The sequence below is a fragment of the Scytonema sp. HK-05 genome, assembly GCF_963872035.1.
Lineage (GTDB): Bacteria > Cyanobacteriota > Cyanobacteriia > Cyanobacteriales > Nostocaceae > Kalymmatonema.
This window is the reverse complement of record NZ_CAWMYC010000046.1, coordinates 151,161-165,905: the sequence shown is the minus strand read 5'-3', so window position 1 is coordinate 165,905 and position 14,745 is coordinate 151,161. Positions and strand designations below refer to the sequence as shown.

Here is a 14,745-nt window from a genome sequence, read left to right as displayed (position 1 = left end):
ACCCCTTCCTCCCCATGCTTGGAAAGCAGGGGCTTCCGGGGTGAGGAATTTCGGTCAGCCCTAGTCTATACTGCTGACACGTATGATGCTGATTTATATATCGATGCTTTGGTAGCAATTTCGTCCCTTGTTTTTTGCTTGATACAATGCTTTATCTGCTGCATTAATCAAAGCTTGTACAGAACCATCGTGAGAGGGCAAAGTTGTAGCAATGCCAAAGCTGAGGGTGACATATTTTTTTACCACAGAAGCAATATGTGGAAGATGGAGTTGTCTAACCTTTTTTTGGATAACTTGAACAACTTTTACTGCTCCATCACTGTCTGTATTCGGCAAAAGCACCACAAACTCTTCCCCACCATAACGAGCGACTAAATCGGCAGGACGCTTAACAGCACCGCTAATTGCTTGAGCAATCTGCACTAAACAAGCATCACCAGCAGGATGACCGTAGGTATCATTATAAAGCTTGAAATAATCGACATCGCACAAAATGAGGGATAAAGGATTTTGCTCCCGGATTAAGCGCAGCCACTCTTGTTTGAGATATTGATCAAAATGTCGTCGATTGGCAAGCTGAGTCAGTCCATCAAGCTTAGCTAGGCGTTGCAGTTCCTGATTGGCTATTTGCAACTGCTGGTAAAGTTCCGATTGCTGAATGGCTATCATTAATTGGTCAGCGACTGTCATAGTCAGTTCTACTTCTGAGTCCTGCCATGTAGATTGTTTGCTTCTTCCTAAACTCAGGCTACCCCAAACTGTTGAATCAATTTGTATTGGCACCAGCAGCCATGCTCCCGGAAAGAGTTGAGCAAACTTAGGGTTAACTTGATCATCTATAGTCGTAGGATCATCAATACGCACAACTTCTAATTTTTTGATTTGCTCAGCAATTTTATTGCCTTCATCTGGGATATCGATTTCCAAATAACTTACTAAGTCAGGAGTTTGAAGATATTCTGCTACGTGCTTCCAGAGCTTTTGGCTTGGTATGTACTGAACAATTTCTACTCGATCAGCTTGCAAGAGTTGAGCAGTCTCAGTCGCAGCGGTGTTGAAAATAGTTTGCAAGTCGAGTGAGTTACGAATTGTATGAATGACTCGATTCAGTGCCTTTTCTTTTTCTGCCTGCAATCGTAATGCTTCTTGTGCTTGTTTTATATCAGTGACATCTACAATAAGCCCATCCCAAACAATCCGTCCATCATCAAAACTACGGGGTGATGAACGAAAATGCAACCACTTGAGTTTGCCACTAGGCGTTCGTATTCTCAGTTCAATGTTGAAAACTGATAAATTTGTTATCGTCTCATAAGTTACTTGTAGCAACTTTGGGTAGTCCTCCTCTACAAACTGGTTGAGGAGGAGACTCAAATTCCTTAAGGCGTCTTCTGCTTTGACTTCACAAATATTTTCTATGCCTGCACTAATGTAGTGTAAGCGGTAGCTGCGATTTTGTTCACGGGCTACTTGGTAGATTGCACCATTAGGCAGGTTATCACCGATAGAACGCAGCATTGTCTCCCGCTCTGCTAAAGCCTGTTCTGCTCGCCTGCGCTCTGTAATATCAACGGCGACACCCCCCACTAGCTGTTGCCCAGACAAACTTTTAATGGGAAACTTATACACCAAAAAATCGCCTACGGTACCATCTCGTCGGGGAGCAGTTTCGATGACTTCCAAAACCTGATTGGATACGGCAACCTTTTTGATTTTCTCAATCCACTGCTGGGCAAACTCCGCAGGATACAAATCAAATATACTTTTCCCGATTATACTGTCAGTGGCTTGGTGGAATGTGCGGATGTAGGTTTGACTGGCGTACAGTATCGTGCCATCTGCATCTGTTATCCACGCGGAAGCTGGACTGTGGTTCATAAAAGCTTGGAAACGTTCTTCACTTGAACGCAGGGCTGCTTCGGCTGCTTTGCGCTCATTAATGTCTATTAAATACCCCACAAACTCCACAGGATTGCCATTTTTATCTCGGACGAGTTTCACATGCTCTTCGAGCCAGCAATACGTGCCATCAGCACGCAAGAACCGATATTGGTGGAAGTGATAATTTGTTTCAAAATTTTGCCCTATATTTCTCAAGACGCGTTCAATATCTTCTGGATGAACGTGATTTACCCAAAAATCAGAGTTATCTAAAAAGTGTTGTGGCTGGTATCCTAAAATTGCAGTAACGTTTTCACTGATAAAGGTAGCTCCATAATCCCCATTAGCTCTGGAACTGAAAATAACTGCTGGGCTAGCTGTAAGTAGATACTTTAAGCGATCGCGAACTTCGCGCAGTTCTGATTGTGTCCGTTTGAGGTTGGTAATATCTCGTCCTTCTGGAATCAGCAGCACCACCTCACCTGACTCATCTCGCACTGGCTTGAGCGAAAAGTCAAAATCTGTCATGACGCCATCAGCATCTGGTAAAGTAACTTCCATGCGGATGAATTGTCCTGCTGCGGCTTGGGCGATCGCCGCCTTTAAGTTCTCTTGAGTTTCTAAGTTGCAGCTCCAGGAAGAAATCTCCCAGAAAGGTCGGTTGACGACATCCTCTCGTCGCGCTTTAATAAAATCCAGCGCTGTTTGGTTAACTTCCAACAGTGTACCGTCAGGAGTGAGAAGCCCAATAAATTGGAATGTCTGTTCAAAAATGGCTCGGAATTTGCGCTCACTTTCTTGAAGTGCTTGTGCCACTCGTTGGCGTTCATAAAGTTCTTGCTGCAATTGCTGGTTTATCTTTGCAAGTTCTGCCGTCCGCTTTCTCACGCGCATTTCCAAAGTAGCATTCATCTGCACTAAAGCTTCTTCAGCCTGCTTGCGTTCGGTGGTATCAATTGCAGTGCTCAGCACCAATCGCCTACCATCTGGATCTTTGCCTAAAGGGGCAGAATAAAAGTCCCAAACGCGCTGATTCCCGTTACGCGTGCAGACTGTAAATTCTCCACCTGCAACACGGCAATCTAAATTGTATAAGCCGTCAATGGCTTCTCTAACAGATTCTTGACGCTCTCCGTAGGCGCGTTCTGTCCACTGGGCAATCGTCGGGATATCTTCAGCCTTGTATCCAGTGATATCTGTCCACGCATGATTAATCTGCACGACTTCTCCGTCCTCTGCATGAATCATAATGGGCAGTGGAGAGTACATCACAGCACGTCGGAATTGCTGTTCTGATTCCCGTAGTTTTTGCTCTGCTTTTTGACGCTGGGCTTCTACCCGGTCGATTGACTTAGCATTCGACAAGATGAGAATCGAGAGTATGAAGATTATGAACACGGTTTGCAAAGCGTGAATTAATATCTGGTCATAATTCTTGCTCTCAAGCCCCCAAATAGTTAACCAATTCATTGCAGGCGGTACAATAATTGCCCAGGGTAATAAGCGACGTGCGATCGCCCCACCGATTGAGGAGCTGTTCACGGTCTGCATTAGCCCTTTGTCTGGATGGGTAAATAAAATCCCAACACACAGTACAATTAATGTCACAGCCATGAGGGGTATTGCCGTTGTGGAAACGTCAAACTCATATAAAACCCCTACTTCAAACAGATAACCAACCAGTGCTGATGTTGCGCTCAAACCTACAACACAAATTAGGCTCTGAGCAAGCCAATTACACTGCCTAGTTTTTTGTGCTAGCAACAAAAGGGCAATCCCCAGCAGCACAAAATTAAACGCTGTAATTTCCGTCATTCGCCCTGGGTAGGGAGAGTTAAGGGTTGGGATTCCATCATCAAACAGCAATTCATCAATGCCGAGATTCCATCCAACAAGATACTCGCTAAGAGTAAGTAATCCGATGGTTACTGGAAGCATTGCGCATCCTTGGGCAATGAGAGAGAGCCACCGAGGAAGTCGTTGTCGCTGCAACAGTCCTAGCGATACGCCTATTAACAAGAGGCACACAGCTGTATTTGCCTTAATTGTGTAAGGACTGCCAGGGAAGCCATTCTTGAGTAGAGGAACGTCAAGCAGCCAACCCAGCAAGACACCGCACCCTATGAGGGTAACAAAGGCTACTGCAAATTGACCAACACGTTTATTCATTTGTAGTTAAATATTTGGTTCAAGTTTTTTGGCTGGCTGATTTTAGTCATTAACTTGTCTCAAAGCTGAGGAAAAGATCTCAATCCGTTTTTCCTGCCAAAAATTAAGTGTGTTGTTGATTGCTTCTAACACAGGCAAAGATTGCTCTTGGATGAATATATTTCGCAAATTTTTCTTCTTGATTTGTTTTATAATAGTATTTTTGGCATTTCAATTAAATCTCCATAACATTTTTTACAAAATTCAATCTGCTCAGTTTTGAATAGAGCAAAAATGCCTTTTATATTTTGTAACAAATAACAATCAAGAAAACTGTTAAGATATAAAGTTACAAAATATACTAATAAAATTTACAATTTCCAATTGTCAACTTCTCTAAAAAATATTAGACAAGAGTTAGTATTTAATAAAGAATACTAACTCTCTATAGGGTAAATAATTAAGGATTTCTAATCGAGATTTTAGTTTAGTGAAAAGGATTTTTATTTTTTATTAATATGTGTAAGATTCTAGGCAATTACCAAACAAGAAATGTCTGAGAAACAAGCTATGAGTCCTTGGAAATACAAACCCTGGTGGTGTCAGCCTTGGTCTATTCTTCTCACAGGCGTGACGCTCATAAGTGGTAGCTGGGTAATATTTAAGACAGTTTGGTTGACGGTTCTTGTCTGTGTGCCTGTACTGACATGGATGGGTTTCTTTTTGATCATCTGGCCCCAACTTGTTATCCGCAGTGGCATTTTAGAATCACATGAGGATGGGGTATGAACTACCCCACCGCTCTTGTCGGATGGGGAATTCTGCTTTCATCAGTTAACCACTTGAGCGCCATGACTGCGGGGATCATCCTGACCAGTTGTTGGTGCGACTGGTGCATTAAATTGGGAGACTTTCCCACTCGCTTGAGCATAAGGCAAAGACGAACCAGCAACCAAGGCTTCTAGGTTACTTGACATAATAGTGCGAGGTTGGTCACCAATTGCCTGGGCGATAGCTTCCCCATCCTTATTTAAATACACGAAATGGGGAATGCCATCTACCCGATATTTCAACATCTCTGGCAACCACTTGGTGTTATCCACATTCAGCATGACAAAATTCAGCTTGTCAGCATACTGCTGTTCGAGTTGGGCGATATCTGGAGCCATTTTCTGGCAGACAGTACACCAATCAGCATAAAACTCGATGAGTGATGGCTTACTATTGGTTAAAGCCACATCTATTGGTGTAGATTGCTCGCCTAACTGAGCAAGAGTTGCAGAGGTTGTCTGAGTTCGCAGTCCCAAAACTAGGGCAACGCTTAGGGCGATCGCCACTATTGCAATTAAGAAATTTCTCAAGCGCGCCCCAACCTTAGCTTCGGATTTTTCTGGAGAATGAACAGGTGAATCGCTACTCATAACAGATTTATTAAAACTTATTAAGTATTACCCTCTTCAGTTTAACCTGCTCTGTTTCTCTCTTGGCGACCTTTGAATCTTGGCGGTTTGTAAAACCATAGCTCTAAAATAAGGGGGTATCCCCAGATGCTTGGGGAACCCATTAAATACAACTGTGAAAAAACGAGTCACCCTCACTTTCCCCAAACGCGTCGTTCAAATGCCAGTTACCTACCGATTGGCAAGAGATTTTAACGTTGCTGCCAATATTATTCGCGCTCAGGTTGCACCGAATCAAATTGGTAAACTGGTCGTAGAACTCTCGGGAGATATTGATGAATTGGATGCAGCGATTGAGTGGATGCGATCGCAAAACATCACTGTCTCCCTAGCTTTAGGGGAAATCATCATTGATGAAGATGTGTGCGTCCACTGTGGCTTGTGTACAGGAGTTTGCCCAACAGAAGCCTTAAAAATTGATCCCCAAACGGATAAGCTGACATTTACGCGATCGCGCTGCATTGTGTGCGAACAGTGTATTCCGACTTGTCCTGTGGAGGCAATCTCGACAAACCTTTAAAACTGGTAACTCACAGGATTGACTCATAAATAGTGAAAATTTGCGACTTCACTTTATGACTGAGAGCCCCTATGATATTACTCGGTCATTTGACATCAATCCACTAAGCAGGTTTCCCATGCCCACCGTAGCGATTGTTTACTTTTCCGGTGCTGGTCATACTCATCTTATGGCTCAAGCCGTTGCTGAAGGCGCAAGCAAAGTAGAGGGTACGACTGTTGAGGTTTTGCGGATTATTGGCGAGCAGATTGTCAATGGTCGCTGGAAAGATGATGCAACGATAGAAAAGCTGAACGGTGCTGATGCGATTGTGTTTGGTACACCTACCTACATGGGTGGCGCAGCGGCTCAGTTTAAGGCATTTATTGATGCAGCCAGCGGAATTTGGTTTCAACACGGATGGAAAGATAAAATCGCTGCTGGCTTTACGCACTCTAGCTCCCCCAGCGGCGATAAACAAGGAACACTGTTATATTTGGCAACAAACGCAGCTCAGCACGGTATGATTTGGGTCAATGTAGGAGATTTGCAAAGCTTTTTGTTTGGTAAGGATGATGGAGTGAATCGACTAGGGGGATTTTTGGGCGTTATGGGTCAAACCCAACTCGATATGAGCGGTAAGGAAGCAGAAATAGATCCAGGCGATCGCCTCACTTCAGAACGCTTTGGGCAACGCATTGCAGAGGCGACAAAACGTTGGGTTGGGTAAACCCTGGTAAAATGAGAGCGAGACTGTAACCAGTTCTCCTCTCTTTGTCAACACCCCTGCCTAAAGGCTAGGGGCTTCCAGCCTCAAACCTAAGCGGATTAGTTGACCCGACGCGCGTACCTTGAGTACTACGTTATTGGTAAGTGTTTAAGTTCCTACCTATGGATGCGCTCTGGCCAGTCTGTAGCTCTAGAAATCGAGGATTAAACAGGTTTAGAGGGTTAAGCCAGTGTCTTTGATAAAGTACCGACCAAATAACATTGTCTAGGCTCACATTACTCCCTTTTGGGAAGGCTCGAATGAGCAAAACCGTTATGCGTACAGGGTGAACGAATTGAAATGGTGAGCCAGTACTGAAGGAGGGTCTCCCTCCGCAGGTAACTGGCGAACCCGTAAGGGTAACTGTCAAGCTTGAAAGTACATTGCAAAGGTACACCGATTCAAGTAGCCCCAAGGCGGTAATGGTTCGCAAATTCATAAATATTGTAAAGCCGTCCTAGAAGGACGGGGTTTCTACCCAAATTTTCGATGAATTCAGCTTAAAGACATCTGCTAGTACACCAGCATCTCCTACCAGCTTATGCTCTGCCGGAGAATCATAAACTACCAGTAGTGAAGATACCCCAGCTATATTTTGAAATAGAGTCATTCCCTCGGCGTGGTCGTCCCTGTTTCCATATGGGATATCAAGCACAACCTCTGGCTGATTAAGAATATTTTCTTGCAAATTAACACCATTCTTCAAGCGATAAACTTGCACAGGACCATCTAAATCCATTGTTGGTCCTGCTAAAATTAACAAGTCTTCACCATCTAAAAATAAATCCCGAATTCCCAAGCCATTCAAGAAGATAAAATGCTTCTTGTATCTCTTTTCTTCCTCTCCAATTGTCTTCAGTCTCAGCAGTTCGGGACTAGAATTTTCTAACTCTATTTCCAGCATCACAGACCAACCTCGCAACACCGGACCGCGCAAACCTAGAAAAACTCGGTTTTGATAAACGGCTATTCCCTCAATGTCAAAGCCATTATCTTTACCTGGAATTGCAGCTTTCACAAAAAAGCCCAAATGTGGGTCATCTGCCAAAGCTTCCATAAGCAAGTTACCTTGTTGCGTCACCTCAAGTTTGGCAGCACTCAATTGTACATCAGGATTTTCTGGATGTGGGCATGATGGAAATAGTTCTCCATCCACCAGCGGAATACGTCCGATGATATAACGATTTGGTTCTGATGTAATTTTTGCCAGTCTTTTAATATTTTTCTCATCAGAATGTTTGGGTTTCGGTTTTTTACGTTTATAGCTATGAGAACCTATTAACCACAGGTAATAATCACTATATGCTAACCCTTCAATATCAATTTCCTCTTCTTCTGGTGCAGGTAAACTGATAAATCCGGCTACGTGAAATTGTTTATGTTCTGCGAAATTCTTGGCATCTACAAAAGATAGACGTTCAATAGTTGAGGTTTCATCTGACCCCAACCACAAATGCTTCTCCGGAGTTAGCAGCACTGCTGAAATATCTTTACGATGTTCTTTAAAGCTATCAGTAAAAGTTAGAAAAACTTGATTGATGAGAGATGAATTGTGCATTGCAAATAATCCCTAATAAAATTCTATCATAAATATGATAGTTATTAATATAACTCAACCATCAGTGTTTACCGCAAAAAAATGTTATATAATCAGGGTCTGTCATTATATATAGTATAAATATATAACTTTCAGCAGGGATATATTTCTTAATAATTAGGTAAGATAAAGATAACAAAACATAGATGAAATTGTTTAACTAATGCTACCATTCAATAACCTCATTTAGTTAGGTGTTACTCTCTCAAGGTGTATCAATCAGAATGACATTAGCCACAAAACCCAAGGTCGAAACTCTAGGAAATTACGCTTGTGACGCGATTCAAAAACACTTTAAGAAAACGTTAAAGTGGGAAACAGCAGTCAAGAAAGATAAAGATCCAGAAGCACTGCATCAAATGCGAGTGGGGATGCGTCGCCTACGCTCGGCTGTAACTGGGTTTTCGTCAGCGTTAGATCTGCCAAAGGCTGCGAGTGATAAAAATATCGGTAAAATTGCGCGTCGTCTTGGGAACCTGCGAGATTTAGACGTGCTCAAAGAGACTTTGGAAAACTTTGAGCAATCCCATTTACCTCGTAAAGAACAGGAGTCTCTAGAAACAGCTTTGGATGCGTTGGCTAAACAACGTGAAGAAGTTCTGGCAGATGTAAAGTCAACATTAAAGGATGAGCGTTATAAGTCTCTCAAACAGACATTAAAGGACTGGTTGGAGGAACCATCTTATCAACCACTAGCATCTTTGCCAATTCAGCAAGTCCTACCAGATTTACTTTTACCTGAGGTGAGTGAATTCTTTCTGCATCCAGGTTGGCTGATTGGTAGCCAAGTAGAGGGAGCAGAGATTGTTATTTCTAGAAACTGGGATTCCCAGAGGGTAGAGCAAGAATTAGCAACGAATGGGGACACTCTTCACAGTTTACGCAAACAAGCCAAACGCCTGCGCTACCAAATGGAGTTATTTACTGACTTATACGGCGAGTCTTATACGGTTTGTCTTGCAGACGTAAAAAGTATCCAAGAAATTTTGGGAGGAATGCAAGATAGTGTAGTTTTAGCCGAGTGGCTTGCAGATGTCTTCAAGTCAGAAATACACCCAGAGCTTCCTACCCTTGCTTCTTTGTTAGCTCAAAATCGTTACAAGTTATGGCAGCAGTGGCAACCATTACAGCAGCGATATCTGAAAGCTGAGACAAGACAAGGATTTCATTTAACAATAATGCATCCAATGTAACCAACAAAGAACTTATAACTCAGCAGTGAGAACGAGCGTATGAGTTCTGTGCGACTGGGTGGAGAATTGGAGTTCCAAGCCGCCAGATTCGAGAGCGCTTATTCTATGATTAGACCACAAATCGTAGGGTGGAGAGAAGTCCTGCAGGCGGTGAGACCAGTGCCTCCGGAGGGAAACCCTCCGGAGGCAACTGGCGTAAGCGCAAAGCGCAGGCTCCGCCAACAAAGTAGCGTGCCGTGCCTCCTCCGGAGGAGCTGCGCTAACGGCGATAGCCGTGGCGTTAGCCATAGGCATACCCGAAGGGGTTTCCCGCCGTAGGGAACTTCGGGGCATTGCCCAGAGCCAATGTAATGGACATTTGAGATATTCGTGAGCAATGCCCACCTTATAGGAAACCGCTGTATCTGTGGGGTGATTCTGAATTCTGAATTCTCCGTGCTTCTCAAGTGGCAATTAACTGGTTAAGCCTTTGACGATCGCATTTGCCATTGCCTCTGCATTATATAAATTCATATCTTTTTGCGAATCAATAAAACAAGCTTCTATAAGAATCGCAGGCATCTTTGTATTTTTGAGGACAAATAAGTGATTACCACTCTTAACGCCGCGATTGAAAAATCCTAGCTTGACGATTTCATTTAAGACAGAATGAGCAATTTTACTACCTTTTTCGCTAATGGCAAAGACTTCTGTTCCATATGCCTGACCATTGAAAAAATTGAAATGTATGGAGACAAAAACATCAACATTAGCAGCATTAGCAGTATCGCATCTTTTTCCTAGAGATTCTTTGACTGTATTAGCTTTTGATGGTTTACATGATATTGCTTCATGCCCTAAAGCTTTTAACTTTGCTATCACTCTATTCCCGAGTTCTAAAGTTAAATCATCCTCAATTTGTATCCCTCTAGCTCCAGAATCAGGAGGACAATTATGACCACTATCAATTCCAAATTTCATTTTATACGCCTCAGATGATTTGGATGCTTCGTTTTCAGCAATTCTAGTTATAAATGTCAATTTCTGTTAGGAAACAGTTTTTGGAGATTCTCATGCATTCAGTCTCAACAAATCAGTTGAGTACGTAAGCCCTGATTTAGTATTCGCAAAAATTCCCTATCTTCGGATAATCACTCATTTTTTCAGAAAAAACCAGGATACATCCACCTAATTAAATGCGTCGCTGGAAAACACCACCGTTCGAGAAGTTACGGTTCGATGGGCGAAAATCGGTTACATGAAGCGAGCAAATTCAAAAGATACGGCACTTTCATCTCAACCCCCTTAAAAGCAGTTAAGAGTGTAACAATAAGAGATGTAAAACGTTAAGCAGGCTTTCAATTTCAAGGCATGAAACGCATTATCCTGATTGCAGGTTTTGAATCGTTCAACGCTGACTTGTATCGGAAGGCGGCTTTTTTGGCTACGTCTCGTGTCAGTGATTTGGATATTCGCGTATTTAGCGATCGCGACATCACCACCAAACGCGCTGAGGTAGAAGCAGCACTGAAAGATGCTGATGTGTTTTTTGGCAGCTTGCTGTTTGATTATGATCAGGTGTTGTGGTTGCGCGATCGCATCTCGCACATCCCCATCCGCCTGGTGTTTGAGTCAGCTTTGGAATTGCTGAGTTTAACCAAGCTGGGTGCTTTTGCCATTGGCGATAAACCCAAAGGAATGCCCAAACCAGTTAAATTTATCCTCGACAAATTCAGCAACGGACGAGAGGAAGATAAACTCGCAGGTTATATTAGCTTTTTAAAGATAGGACCAAAGTTATTGAAATATGTGCCAGTGCAAAAAGTGCAAGACTTACGCAACTGGCTGATTATATATGGTTACTGGAATGCCGGCGGACCAGAAAACGTTGCCGCTTTATTCTGGACACTGGCAGAAAAATACTTAGGTTTAAAAGTTGGCGACATTCCCCCGCCAGTCGAAACCCCCAATATGGGGTTACTGCATCCCGATTACCCAGGTTATTTTGAATCGCCACGGGCATACCTGGAATGGTATCAACACAACCAGACCCCCCTTTCATCCCCCCTTACCAAGGGGGGAAACAACCAGACCCCCCTTTCATCCCCCCTTACCAAGGGGGGAAAGAGGGGGGTAGTCGGAATTCTCCTCTATCGCAAGCACGTTATCACCAAACAACCTTACATACCCCAACTCATCCGCCATTTTGAAGAAGCTGGTTTGATACCATTACCCATCTTCATCAACGGTGTAGAAGGTCATGTGGCGGTGCGTGATTGGATGACAACCGACTACGAAACCCAGCAACGACAACAGGGTAATGTAGAAATTGCTTCCCTTTCTTCGGAAGCAGTCAACATTGATGCCATTGTCTCAACCATCGGCTTTCCTCTGGTGGGTGGTCCTGCTGGTTCAATGGAAGCAGGGCGTCAGGTGGAAGTCGCAAAACGCATCCTGAATGCTAAAAATATACCGTACATCGTCGCCGCGCCACTGCTCATTCAAGATATTTCCTCTTGGACGCGCCAGGGTATCGGCGGGTTGCAAAGCGTTGTTTTATACGCTTTACCAGAACTGGATGGGGCAATTGACACCGTTCCCCTCGGTGGTTTGGTGGGAGAAAAGATTTATTTAGTTCCCGAACGGGTACAGCGATTAATTGGTAGGGTAAAAAGCTGGATTAACATCAAACAAAAACCAGCATCGGAACGGAAGATTGCAATTATTCTGTATGGGTTCCCGCCTGGTTACGGTGCTGTGGGAACAGCTGCTTTGTTAAATGTACCGCGCAGTCTTCTCAAATTTCTCCACGCGCTTAAAGAGCAAGGTTACACTGTCGGGGATTTGCCGGAAGATGGGGAAGAGTTGATTCGCAAAGTGAAACAGGCGGACGAGAACCCCACCCCTACCCTCCCCGCAAGCGGAGAGGGAGTTGAATACCCCCCTGTGAACGGGGGGGTTAGGGGGGGTTCTACTGTTAATGTCCGCACCCTAGAAAAATGGCTGGGATATCTCCGCACATCCCGGATTGAGAAACAATGGAAATCTCTCACGGGTACTGGGATTAAAACCTATGGCGATGAGTTTCAGATTGGCGGTGTTCAGTTAGGGAATGTTTGGATAGGCGTGCAACCACCTTTGGGAATACAAGGTGATCCGATGCGGTTGATGTTTGAACGCGATTTAACGCCGCATCCCCAATACGCTGCTTTCTACAAATGGCTGCAAAATGAGTTTGAAGCTGATGGTGTTGTTCATTTTGGGATGCACGGCACTGTAGAATGGTTGCCGGGTTCTCCTTTGGGGAATACGGGTTATTCTTGGTCTGATATTTTGTTGGGAGATTTGCCTAATCTATATATATATGCGGCGAATAATCCTTCGGAATCCATTTTGGCGAAGCGTCGCGGTTATGGAGTGTTAATTTCTCACAATGTACCGCCTTATGGTCGCGCGGGTTTGTATAAGGAGTTGGTGGCGTTGCGGGATTTAATCTCGGAGTATCGAGAAGACTCAGAGAAGAATTATGCCCTTAAGGAAGCGATTTGTAAAAAGATTGTGGATACGGGTTTGGATGCTGATTGTCCGTTTGAGGATGCGAAGCGTTTGGGGATTGGGTTTTCGCCGGAGAATGTCCGGATGTTTAGTGGTCATGCTTTTAATGATTATCTCGTGAAGTTGTACGAGTATTTGCAGGTGTTGGAAAATCGGCTGTTCTCTTCTGGGTTGCATATTTTGGGGGATGTGCCGAATGAGGAGGAGATGGGGGCGTATTTGGAGGCTTATTTTGGGAATGAACCGCCAAGTCGCCAAGGACGCCAAGAGGAGGAGAAGAGAATTAGAGAGTTATTGGAACAAACTACTGATGAGTTGACGAATTTGTTGCGGGGTTTGAATGGGGAGTATATTCCGCCTGCGCCTGGTGGTGATTTGTTGCGGGATGGTGCGGGTGTTTTGCCTACGGGGAGAAATATTCATGCTTTAGATCCTTATCGTATGCCTTCGCCTGCGGCGTATGAACGGGGACGGGAAATTGGTCAAAAAATTATCGCGCAGCATCTGGAAGAACATGGGAGTTATCCGGAGACTGTGGCGGTGATGTTGTGGGGTTTGGATGCGATTAAAACTAAGGGAGAATCTCTTGGTATTCTGTTGGAGTTGGTGGGTGCGGAACCTGTGAAGGAGGGGACGGGGCGAATTGTCCGGTATGAACTTAAGCCGTTGGCTGAGGTGGGACATCCCCGCATTGATGTTTTGGGGAATTTGTCGGGGATTTTCCGCGATAGTTTTGTGAATATTATTGAGTTGTTGGATGATTTGTTTGGGCGGGCGGCTGAGGCTGATGAACCCGAAGACCAGAATTTTATTAGAAAACACGCTTTGGCTTTGAAGGCGCAAGGGGTGGAAAATGTGGCGGCGAGGTTATTTTCTAACCCGGCGGGTGATTTTGGTTCTTTGGTGAACGATCGCGTGGTTGATGGTAACTGGGAATCTGGCGATGAGTTGGGGGATACTTGGCAAGGTCGCAATGTGTTTAGCTATGGTAGGCAAGATAAGGGTCAAGCTAGACCAGAAGTGCTTACCCAACTTTTGCAAAGTACCAGTCGCATTGTCCAAGAAATTGACTCGGTGGAATACGGTTTAACTGACATTCAAGAATATTATGCCAATACTGGGGGGTTGAAGAAAGCAGCGGAAAAACAACGCGGTAAAAAAGTGACAACCAGCTTTGTGGAAAGTTTCTCGAAAGACACGACACCGCGCAATTTAGATGATTTGCTGCGGATGGAATATCGCACGAAGTTGCTGAATCCTAAATGGGCGGATGCTATGGCAAATCAAGGTTCTGGCGGTGCTTTTGAGATTTCCCAACGCATGACGGCGTTGATTGGCTGGGGTGGTACTGCGGATTTTACTGATGATTGGGTATACGACCAAGCTGCTGATACTTATGCCTTGGATGCAGAGATGGCAGAGAAGTTGCGGAAGGCGAATCCTGAAGCTTTCCGTAATATTGTAGCGAGGATGTTAGAGGCTCATGGGCGAGGTTTTTGGCAAGCTGGTGATGAGAAGTTACAGAAGTTACGCGAGTTGTATGAGTTGACAGATGAGGAGATTGAAGGTGTGACGGTTTAGAAGGTAGGGTGGGTTAGCCGAGAGTACGGCACCACACAAACTCACCTCTTTTGAGGCTATTATGTCTTCAAATGATTACACTT

The 14,745-nt window shown here is 44.2% G+C and carries 9 protein-coding genes and 1 pseudogene; 5 read left to right on the top strand and 5 right to left on the bottom strand.

Translation table 11 applies throughout. The features are described 5' to 3' along the window. Nucleotides 1–93: 93 nt before the first annotated feature. Complete coding sequence (locus AACT52_RS08220) at nt 94–4,050, bottom strand: sensor domain-containing diguanylate cyclase (protein ID WP_073630185.1); 3,957 nt, start codon at nt 4,048–4,050, stop codon at nt 94–96. A gap of 531 nt (nt 4,051–4,581) precedes the next feature. On the opposite strand from AACT52_RS08220, the gene AACT52_RS08215 reads away from it, so the two are divergent. Beyond that, nucleotides 4,582–4,818: a DUF6737 family protein gene (locus AACT52_RS08215; RefSeq protein WP_073630183.1), complete on the top strand. Its 237-nt coding sequence runs from the start codon at nt 4,582–4,584 to the stop codon at nt 4,816–4,818. 41 nt (nt 4,819–4,859) lie between these two features. On the opposite strand, the gene AACT52_RS08210 is transcribed toward AACT52_RS08215, so the two are convergent. Beyond that, complete coding sequence (locus tag AACT52_RS08210) at nt 4,860–5,450, bottom strand: thioredoxin family protein (protein ID WP_073630181.1); 591 nt, start codon at nt 5,448–5,450, stop codon at nt 4,860–4,862. A gap of 154 nt (nt 5,451–5,604) precedes the next feature. Here AACT52_RS08210 and AACT52_RS08205 point away from each other — a divergent pair, with 154 nt between their 5' ends. Both AACT52_RS08205 and AACT52_RS08200 read left to right on the top strand, forming a co-directional pair. Then, complete coding sequence (locus AACT52_RS08205; protein ID WP_073630179.1) at nt 5,605–6,009, top strand: NIL domain-containing protein; 405 nt, start codon at nt 5,605–5,607, stop codon at nt 6,007–6,009. 55 nt (nt 6,010–6,064) lie between these two features. After that, nucleotides 6,065–6,718: a flavodoxin family protein gene (locus AACT52_RS08200; RefSeq protein ID WP_233153879.1), complete on the top strand. Its 654-nt coding sequence runs from the start codon at nt 6,065–6,067 to the stop codon at nt 6,716–6,718. 496 nt (nt 6,719–7,214) lie between these two features. On the opposite strand, the gene AACT52_RS08195 is transcribed toward AACT52_RS08200, so the two are convergent. Beyond that, the gene (locus AACT52_RS08195) at nt 7,215–8,315 is read right to left on the bottom strand and encodes a DUF3616 domain-containing protein (RefSeq protein ID WP_073630175.1); all 1,101 of its coding nucleotides are present in this window, start codon (nt 8,313–8,315) and stop codon (nt 7,215–7,217) included. A gap of 263 nt (nt 8,316–8,578) precedes the next feature. Between AACT52_RS08195 and AACT52_RS08190 the strand changes: the two genes are divergently transcribed. Beyond that, the gene (locus tag AACT52_RS08190) at nt 8,579–9,547 is read left to right on the top strand and encodes a CHAD domain-containing protein (RefSeq protein WP_073630173.1); all 969 of its coding nucleotides are present in this window, start codon (nt 8,579–8,581) and stop codon (nt 9,545–9,547) included. A gap of 12 nt (nt 9,548–9,559) precedes the next feature. Here AACT52_RS08190 and AACT52_RS08185 read toward each other — a convergent pair whose 3' ends face one another. Together AACT52_RS08185 and AACT52_RS08180 are read right to left on the bottom strand one after the other, a co-directional pair. Further along, on the bottom strand, nt 9,560–10,000 hold the full coding sequence (locus AACT52_RS08185) for a hypothetical protein (RefSeq protein ID WP_158054586.1): 441 nt from the start codon (nt 9,998–10,000) through the stop codon (nt 9,560–9,562). A 6-nt stretch (nt 10,001–10,006) separates the two neighbouring features. Further along, nucleotides 10,007–10,507: pseudogene (locus AACT52_RS08180) on the bottom strand (N-acetylmuramoyl-L-alanine amidase); the annotation flags it as partial. Between the two features lie 390 nt (nt 10,508–10,897). Between AACT52_RS08180 and bchH the strand changes: the two are divergent. After that, the gene (gene bchH / locus AACT52_RS08175) at nt 10,898–14,662 is read left to right on the top strand and encodes a magnesium chelatase subunit H (protein WP_073630169.1); all 3,765 of its coding nucleotides are present in this window, start codon (nt 10,898–10,900) and stop codon (nt 14,660–14,662) included. Nucleotides 14,663–14,745: the final 83 nt, after the last annotated feature.

What these genes read in the sequence shown, in the direction of transcription:
- AACT52_RS08220 (WP_073630185.1), bottom strand. Translation starts at nt 4,050, where the DNA reads ATGAATAAACGTGTTGGTCAATTTGCAGTAGCCTTTGTTACCCTCATA.
- AACT52_RS08215 (WP_073630183.1), top strand. Translation starts at nt 4,582, where the DNA reads ATGTCTGAGAAACAAGCTATGAGTCCTTGGAAATACAAACCCTGGTGG.
- AACT52_RS08210 (WP_073630181.1), bottom strand. Translation starts at nt 5,450, where the DNA reads ATGAGTAGCGATTCACCTGTTCATTCTCCAGAAAAATCCGAAGCTAAG.
- AACT52_RS08200 (WP_233153879.1), top strand. Translation starts at nt 6,065, where the DNA reads ATGACTGAGAGCCCCTATGATATTACTCGGTCATTTGACATCAATCCA.
- AACT52_RS08195 (WP_073630175.1), bottom strand. Translation starts at nt 8,315, where the DNA reads ATGCACAATTCATCTCTCATCAATCAAGTTTTTCTAACTTTTACTGAT.
- AACT52_RS08190 (WP_073630173.1), top strand. Translation starts at nt 8,579, where the DNA reads ATGACATTAGCCACAAAACCCAAGGTCGAAACTCTAGGAAATTACGCT.
- bchH (WP_073630169.1), top strand. Translation starts at nt 10,898, where the DNA reads ATGAAACGCATTATCCTGATTGCAGGTTTTGAATCGTTCAACGCTGAC.